Raw genomic sequence first — 7,458 nt, 5'->3', positions numbered from 1 at the left:
TCAGGTGTTCTATCATGCTGCGCTTTACTCCCAACGCCTCGGCTGTATCGGCCACGCTCCAGGCCAGCCCATGTTCTCCTGCATCACACAGAAGCAATGCCCGGGCACGCACAAATCGCCTTGCATTAGTTTTGACCGTTCTAGTCATGGCTTCAAGTTCCTGGCGTTCTTCCATTGTCAATGTCACCCGGTATCGTGGCTTCATGGCAAATCCCTCCTTCAAGATTTACCATGATTATACCTAATTTATCAATTTATTTAAATGTTACATGATACTAGAATAAGTAGCTATTTTCAGAAGTGCCATGATGCATAAATCCCTTCGATCCCCCAGCGCGAGCCCATTCCTGCTATTCATTATGATCTTCTTGGTAGCAACAGATTTCTCAACTCTCGCGAACATACCTCTTCTTAGACAAGTGCTAGGATTCGCCTTTTTGACACTTGTTCCTGGTATCCTTATTCTTCACTGTTTGCATCTAAGTAGACTAGTATTGACCGAAAAACTGGTGCTATCGGTTGGGCTGAGCGTTTCAGTTGTGATGTTCTTTGGGCTCTTCATCAATTGGCTATACCCCCTATTCGGTTATGATACGCCACTGGCCACCAACTCATTGTTAGTCTCCATAAGCATTCTCACCCTGTTATTGACGGCCATTGCTTACCTAAGAAATCAACCCTATCCATTCATTCAATCTTCCGATTTCAAACTCGATCTAAGGGAGAAATCCTTCTTGATTATCCCCTTTTCGTTTCCATTTCTGGGTATCATGGGCATGCGCCTGATGAACGCCACCGATAACAACATAGTACTGATGGCATTATTTGTTGTGATTCCTGCCTACTTCACATTCATCAGCATCAAGCACAAACAGGTTTCTGAAAGCGTTTATCCTCCAATGATCCTGTCAACCGCCGTTTGCCTTACCTTACTGTTGGCATTAAGGTCAACCCATATCATCGGCATCGATACCAACACTGAATATTACTTTTTTCAGCAGACCTTCCACAATGGCCACTGGCAATCTATAATGGACCATCCTTTTGATTCTTGTTTGAGTATTTCAATACTTCCGACAGTCTACCAGGCATTCATGCATATGGACTCTGAATACCTCTTTAAGATATTTTATCCTCTTATCTTTTCCTTTTCTCCTCTGGTGGTTTACCTCATCGCCAAAAAATATCTCAGCAGTTTTTACGCCTCCCTGGCGTCCCTTTTCTTCATGGCTCAAAACGTCTTTCTAATGACGTCCGCCAGCTCACGCACCACCATAGCCATTCTTTTCTTCGCTCTTTCCGTCATGGTTTTGTTTCATGAGGGTTTGTCCGATTTCGCCAAAAAGCTTCTTTTTATTATCTTTGTTGCCTCTTGTCTTGTGTCTCACTATTCAACCTCTTATATCCTCCTCGCCGTTCTGTTACTTACGTGGCTTGGAATAAGCGTCGTCTCAAGAATCATCCTATTCAGAACAAAAACCTCTGGTTCAATACAACCGGATTTGAACTTGGATCATAATTTGGACTCTCTTAAGGACGATACTGATGCCCTCGAGACTATTACCCGTCAGAGCCTTCTGCCAACTTATGTTTTAAAAAAAGTAACGTTATCTACATTGCTGGTAGTTTTAGCCCTTCTTTTCTTTTGGTATGCACAAATCAACGAAGTAGTGTTTAAAGTCGGCATAGACCAGATTCACAATACGCAGAAAAGCGTGGTCGAGTTCGCAGATGCGCAATCCAGAGGCTATGGAACAGCAGCAGCCCTTGGGATAGGTATAGGGTCCAAGGACGCGCCGCAGATTCTCGAGTTTGTCTTCTCATGGTTGACCATTGCTTTGCTTGTCATTGGGGTCTTGATCAGCTGTATTAACTACCGCAAGGCAAACGGTTTCAGCGCTTCACCCAATCCCAGTTCTTCCGGAACCTCATCGAAGAAACTGGATGTTCAATTTCTTACTCTCATTCTAGCCTGCTCTGCAGTTCTTGCAACCGGTGTAGTTTTTCCTTACGTTTTTCAAAACTATGCCGAGGACAGAACCTACTGCCAAGTGTTGACTGTCCTAGCATCATTCTTTGTCATTGGAGCCATGCGAACCGCCGGGTTCCTCCGCATCAAATGGAGATATATAGTGGTATTAATAGCTCTTATTCCTTACTTCATGAGCACGACTGGTATGATATACCAGATATTTAATTTTCCCAGATCAATGATTCTTAACTCAGCTGGGCAAGACTACAACATTAAATATATTCATGAACAAGAATCCTCTGCTGCTCACTGGTTAAAGGCCGAAAGTAGCCCGACTGACTTGATATTCACAGACTATCTCGGGGGAACGAGATTGATAAGCCAGGGTGAAATCCCCTCCCCAGTTTATTATACTATAATGATTGATCTGCACAGGGAAGTTAATTATGGTTATATTTATCTCCGTTATTTTGACGTCACAACTGGCGTCTTGTTAGACCACAATGTCAAAGAGCAGAATCTAACAAACTACCAATCATCATTTGCTAAAAGAATTCTCATTTATGACAACGGCGGGTCCGAGGTTTGGAGATAAGAGATAAAGAGAAGAGGCCAACCCGCGATGATTAGATGTCAAGACATTGGAGTAAGATGGAAGAACGGTAAACAGTTGCACGATTTCACTGCGTACGGCAGCAATTTGATGGCGCTGATTTGATCTACAGCGATGGGGCTTAGAAGTAGGGAAAACACTGTAGTTAACTATCTAACAACACTGCTGTCCAAAATACTTTTCTGATCACGTATTGGATGAGTTTTTCGCGTCTGAAGAGTAGGTCTGCGTAATGAATTCCCTCCCCATTTTCGAAGTGTAGATGGACCAAGACTAGAGATGTTGTCTAAAATACCAGCCTGAGCTGGGGGTCCGGCAGTTGGGGTGGAGTTTCGAAGGAATCATCGAGCCAACTCCAGAGATCGCGATAGGAGAACAGGTTCAGCTGAAGGAGAGCCACCAAGTGCCAGAGGGCAAGTTACATTGAGAGCGGAACTGGAGATACTTGAGAATCAGCAGCGCAATCAATGCTGTCCAAATCTGGGTTTTGAGAGCGTTGGGGCTGGTGCCGACGAAGGTCTTGATCTTCAGATGCTGCTTGAGTACCTTGAAGAACAGTTCGATCTCCCAGCGGTCCCGGTAGATATTCCCGATAGTGGTGGATCCAAAGCGAAGGTGATTGGTGAGAAGCTCGATCTCCTTCTGGTTTTGGGCATCCCATACCACACTACCCGGCGCAACGGCCAAGGGTACTGCAGACGGGCAATTGGGCCCGTGAAGCGAATCATCTGGTCGGCAAGGATATTGGATCGCTGGGGCAAAGGACGGTTCTCTACGGATATACTAATACGTGCATAAATATATGGACAGATCAGGCAGTGACATAGCGCAGGTTATGGTCTGCGAAGAATCCGCGGATCAGATGGGGAAGTTCTTTGAGACGGTCCAATGCGGCAATCACCTTGGTGGCAAGGTCTCCTTTGATGGTGGTTATGCCAGCTCGGCCGACACGGTCTGCCTTGACGTTCTTCCAAACCCATTCGTCAGGATTGAGTTCAGGAGAGTACGACGGAAAACGAAAAAGACGCAACCGACCCTGGGTGGAATCCACAAACTCTTTTACCGCCTTGGAGCGATGCACCGGATGGCCGTCTACTATGAGAAATACCGGTCCCATGGTGTCCTGCATCAGTCGGCTGCAGAAGTCGATAAACTTGGGGGAGTCCAGATTACCTTCAAAGGTGGAAAAGTGCAATGCGCCCTTCGTGGTGATAGCGGAGATAAGGTTCAACGATGTGCGTGTTCCGGTCGTACGCACCATCGGGGTCTGCCCGACCGGAGCCCAGGTGGTGCCAGCATGGTAATCGCTTCGAACTCCAGCCTCATCCCCAAAGTAGATGGTCGCTCCTTCGGCCGCTGCCTGTGCACGGATGGCCGGATATGTTTCGTTCTTCCACCGCTCCACGGCCGCCGGATTCTGCTGATATGCCCTCCAGAGAGGACGCTGTGGCGAAAGCCCCATCTTATGCAACAACCGTCCTACACTTACCGCGGACAGCCTGATGTTGAACTCTCGGTGAATCAACTCTCGCACCATCTCCCGGGTCCACAATGCGAATTCGAAGCGCAACTGACGTGGGTCTTTACCGACAACCAAGTCATACAGCCGATTCAACTGACTTCCCACCAGCTTCGGTGGCCGACCCGGCACGGGCTGCGCTTTGAGCGCATCCAAGCCACCTTCCCTATATCGGGCCATCCAACCAAATACTGTGGAGCGCGCCAGGCCCAACGTACGAGCCAGATCATCCGGATGCTCGCCTTGCTCGATCTGTTGTACCGCGCGCATTCGTATCTGCTCAAGGGTCTGATGGTCAAGCTTTCTGGCATCATTATCTCGCACAACTATATCGTACCAGAAACCCAGGGAAAAGTCTAGTTACTTATGAACTTATTAGTAAGCGGCGTTGCTTTTGAGCCGGGTAACGAAGAAAACACTGGAGCTATTCCATTGAGCGAAAAGATCGAAATCATAGTAGCCGCGATCCACGGCGACGATGCTGCCGGTGGGAAGGGTGAAATGACGAGCGGTGGTAACATCGGCCGCCTTGCCATCGGTGATCACCGCGAAATCCGGCAGATAACCATCATGTCCAGGAGGAGATGGAGCTTGATAGCGTGTAGACCGTCAGTTAAAATGGGACACAAAAAGGGGTAAAGAAACCGAACTGCAGAGTTCCGCGGGCTATGTCCGTGGGTATCTACTGGAAGCAGAGAAAAATAAAGAGCACTCAACAGAGAGGCCAGATATAAAAATAGCAATGGCAGGTTGCTCTATCAATAAAGGGTTATAAAATGGAGATGAAGGCATTAGTAACGACAACAGCTGATAATCTTGGGGTATTAGGTGCTTACGCCTTTCTTCGAAGAAAGCTCACCAAATCTCAGGTGGCTGTGCTAATGTATCATCGGGTCTGCCCCAAAAGGGATAGCTGGTCTCTTGAACCAGAGAGTCCTGAGCGTTTCGAAAAGCAAATCGAATATTTATGTCGAAATTATGAGATTCTTCCACTTGCGAGGCTGGCAGAAGATATCGAGCAAGGAAATGGCCTTCCACAAAAAGCGGTGGTAATCACATTTGATGATGGCTACAAAGATAATTATATCTACGCCTATCCAATTCTCAGAAAATACCACATCCCGGCCACTATTTTCCCTGCTACTGGGCATATCGGCACTGGCAACTTATTCTGGTGGGATAAGGTAAACTATGTTATTCATCACAGCATTGCCAATCAACTTAATTTGGACGAACTTGGAATTTATTCCACTCATGCTGCTCTCGCTAAAGCTCATGCTGGGTCTTTAATTGTTGAGAGATTAAAGACGTTATCTGAAGAGAGAAAGCTTGTTTTGATAGAAAAACTGCTCACTATTTCTGGCGTAGATATCCCTATGGACTTAGGTAAAGAGCTTATTTTGTCTTGGGATGAGATCGGAGAAATGAGCAACCACGGCGTCGTGTTTGGTGCTCACACAGTCAATCACCCTATTCTGACCAATTTGCCATTAGAGCAGGCCAAATATGAGATTCTTCAATCCAAGAAAGATCTTGAGGAGAAGCTTGGCAAGGAGACTGCTACCTTTTCCTATCCCAATGGGAATCTTAGCCCCCAATTGGCTGACTTTGTCAAGGGATGTGGATTCAACTGTGCTGTTTCTGTATTACCCAACAAACTGATTAGCTCAAAGGATGATATTTTCCGTCTGGGTAGAATCCCAATACTTGAAGATAGCAGTAAATTCAAGGTTATGTTTTGTGGGTTATGGGGAGATCTGCATTCTGCAATGCAGAGGAGATGGGAGGACTAGTATAATGTTTCATCATAATATTTACATATAAAGCAATTCGTGGTATATTGGTTGCAGAAAGGATAGGAGGGAATCCATATGCCACGCAAGACTCGCAGGCCAACACTGGTCCTCGGGCAGGACAAGAAAGAACAGCTACAGCAACTGGCCGGTTCACGAAAGGCGCCGGTCAGAGAAGCGCAGCGGGCTAACATCTTGTTACGATACTCAGAAGGCATGCCAATCACCGAGATTGAAAGAGTGACTCACGTCAGCAGGCCGACCATTTACAAGTGGGTAGACAAGGCGCTGGCCGTGGGTATCGAAGAAGGGCTGAAAGACAAGTATCATCGTCCCAAGGAACCGGTGATTACCGAAGCAGCGAAGGCTTGGGTCATTAATCTGGCCTGCAAGAAACCGACCGAGTATGGCTATGCCGCTGAGATATGGACGCGGAGCGCTCTGGCGGCTCATGCCAGGAGATATGGACCGGAAGCGGGACACGATTGTTTGCAGAAAGCGGCCAAGGCTACGATACAGAGGATACTTGAAGGACATCCGATACGCCCTCATAAGATGGCCTATTACCTGGAGAAACGCGATCCTGAGTTTGAGCAGAAAATGGCGAATGTTTTGTGCGTGTACAAGGAGGTCAATCTTCAAAACGAAGCGGAGGAAATGAGTGGCGCACCGCCGGTCATCACCGTATCTGTAGATGAAAAACCGGGGCTTCAGGCCATCAAGAATGTCGCCCCCGATATCATGCCTGAACCAGGACAGCAATCCCGAGTGATGCGGGACTATGAGTACAAGCGCCTCGGGACATTGTCGATCTTGGCGGCCCTGGATTTGCATAACGGTCATGTGACTGCCCAGGTTCATGACAGGCATCGCAGCCGGGAGTTCATATCGCTGCTTAAGGATCTGGATGCTTACTACCCGGCGGAATCTACCATCCGTATCATCCTGGATAACCATTCGGCCCACATCTCCAAGGAGACGATGAAATACCTTGCCGGAAGACCGGGACGATTCGTTTATATTCATACGCCTACACACGGCTCCTGGCTAAATCTGGTCGAAACGCTTTTCGGGAAAATGGCCAGAACATTTCTGAAGCACATTCGCGTCAATTCCAAACAGGAACTCAAGGAAAGAATCCTGTTAGGGGTCAAGGAAATCAACGATTCTCCCGGGGTACATCGATGGAAGAAATTTGATTTTGCCCCTGCTTTTTAATGGATATACTTTAATGAAACGATATACTAGCATGGATATCCCACTGGGAAAACACTCGCAGAAGGAAGCTAAATCAATTTACTCTGGCAACGATGCAATTGGTCACATCGATGGGCATTTACACCGGAAGTGCGAATGTCTACGCGTTCTGAGCAGTGCTTATTACGTGGCGACCCTTTTGTGCCATGTGAGGACCCTAAAGCGAACGTTTGGTCACATGGGATGATTGCCTCGTATGTTCTTGAGGACCACGCACAAGATGTGGCATTCTCAAATTCGATCATCCAGTTGAACTGATTATTGATTCGGTTGGGAGGAGAATAGGTTTTTATTATGCTTAAAC

Annotated in this window: 7 protein-coding genes; 3 read left to right on the top strand and 4 right to left on the bottom strand. The window is 47.1% G+C overall.

The features are described from left to right. Window positions 1-205, bottom strand: a 205-nt coding sequence (locus PHV74_03000; GenBank protein MDD5093333.1) for a hypothetical protein, incomplete at its 3' end; no start/stop codon positions are given. A 289-nt stretch (window positions 206-494) separates the two neighbouring features. Between PHV74_03000 and PHV74_02995 the strand changes: the two genes are divergently transcribed. Then, entirely contained in the window at window positions 495-2,567 is a 2,073-nt protein-coding gene (locus tag PHV74_02995; GenBank protein ID MDD5093332.1) for a DUF2206 domain-containing protein, read from the top strand. Between the two features lie 399 nt (window positions 2,568-2,966). On the opposite strand, the gene PHV74_02990 is transcribed toward PHV74_02995, so the two are convergent. The 3 genes from PHV74_02990 to PHV74_02980 all read right to left on the bottom strand — a co-directional run bounded on the left by PHV74_02990 (window position 2,967) and on the right by PHV74_02980 (window position 4,650). After that, the gene (locus PHV74_02990) at window positions 2,967-3,272 is read right to left on the bottom strand and encodes a transposase (protein ID MDD5093331.1); all 306 of its coding nucleotides are present in this window, start codon (window positions 3,270-3,272) and stop codon (window positions 2,967-2,969) included. 124 nt (window positions 3,273-3,396) lie between these two features. Further along, the gene (locus tag PHV74_02985) at window positions 3,397-4,428 is read right to left on the bottom strand and encodes an IS630 family transposase (GenBank protein ID MDD5093330.1); all 1,032 of its coding nucleotides are present in this window, start codon (window positions 4,426-4,428) and stop codon (window positions 3,397-3,399) included. Between the two features lie 51 nt (window positions 4,429-4,479). Beyond that, window positions 4,480-4,650 carry a transposase gene (locus PHV74_02980; protein ID MDD5093329.1) on the bottom strand — a complete coding sequence of 57 codons (171 nt, stop codon included), beginning with the start codon at window positions 4,648-4,650 and terminating at the stop codon, window positions 4,480-4,482. 230 nt (window positions 4,651-4,880) lie between these two features. Here PHV74_02980 and PHV74_02975 point away from each other — a divergent pair, with 230 nt between their 5' ends. Together PHV74_02975 and PHV74_02970 are read left to right on the top strand one after the other, a co-directional pair. After that, a complete protein-coding gene (locus PHV74_02975) occupies window positions 4,881-5,897 on the top strand; it encodes a polysaccharide deacetylase family protein (GenBank protein ID MDD5093328.1) in 1,017 nt (338 codons plus the stop codon). Between the two features lie 78 nt (window positions 5,898-5,975). Continuing rightward, complete coding sequence (locus PHV74_02970) at window positions 5,976-7,115, top strand: IS630 family transposase (GenBank protein ID MDD5093327.1); 1,140 nt, start codon at window positions 5,976-5,978, stop codon at window positions 7,113-7,115. Window positions 7,116-7,458: the final 343 nt, after the last annotated feature.

Source organism: Dehalococcoidia bacterium (genome assembly GCA_028711995.1).
In the GTDB taxonomy this organism is placed as follows: domain Bacteria; phylum Chloroflexota; class Dehalococcoidia; order SZUA-161; family SpSt-899; genus JAQTRE01.
Note: the sequence above shows the minus strand (reverse complement) of the source record. Positions and strands in the feature narration are given on the sequence as shown.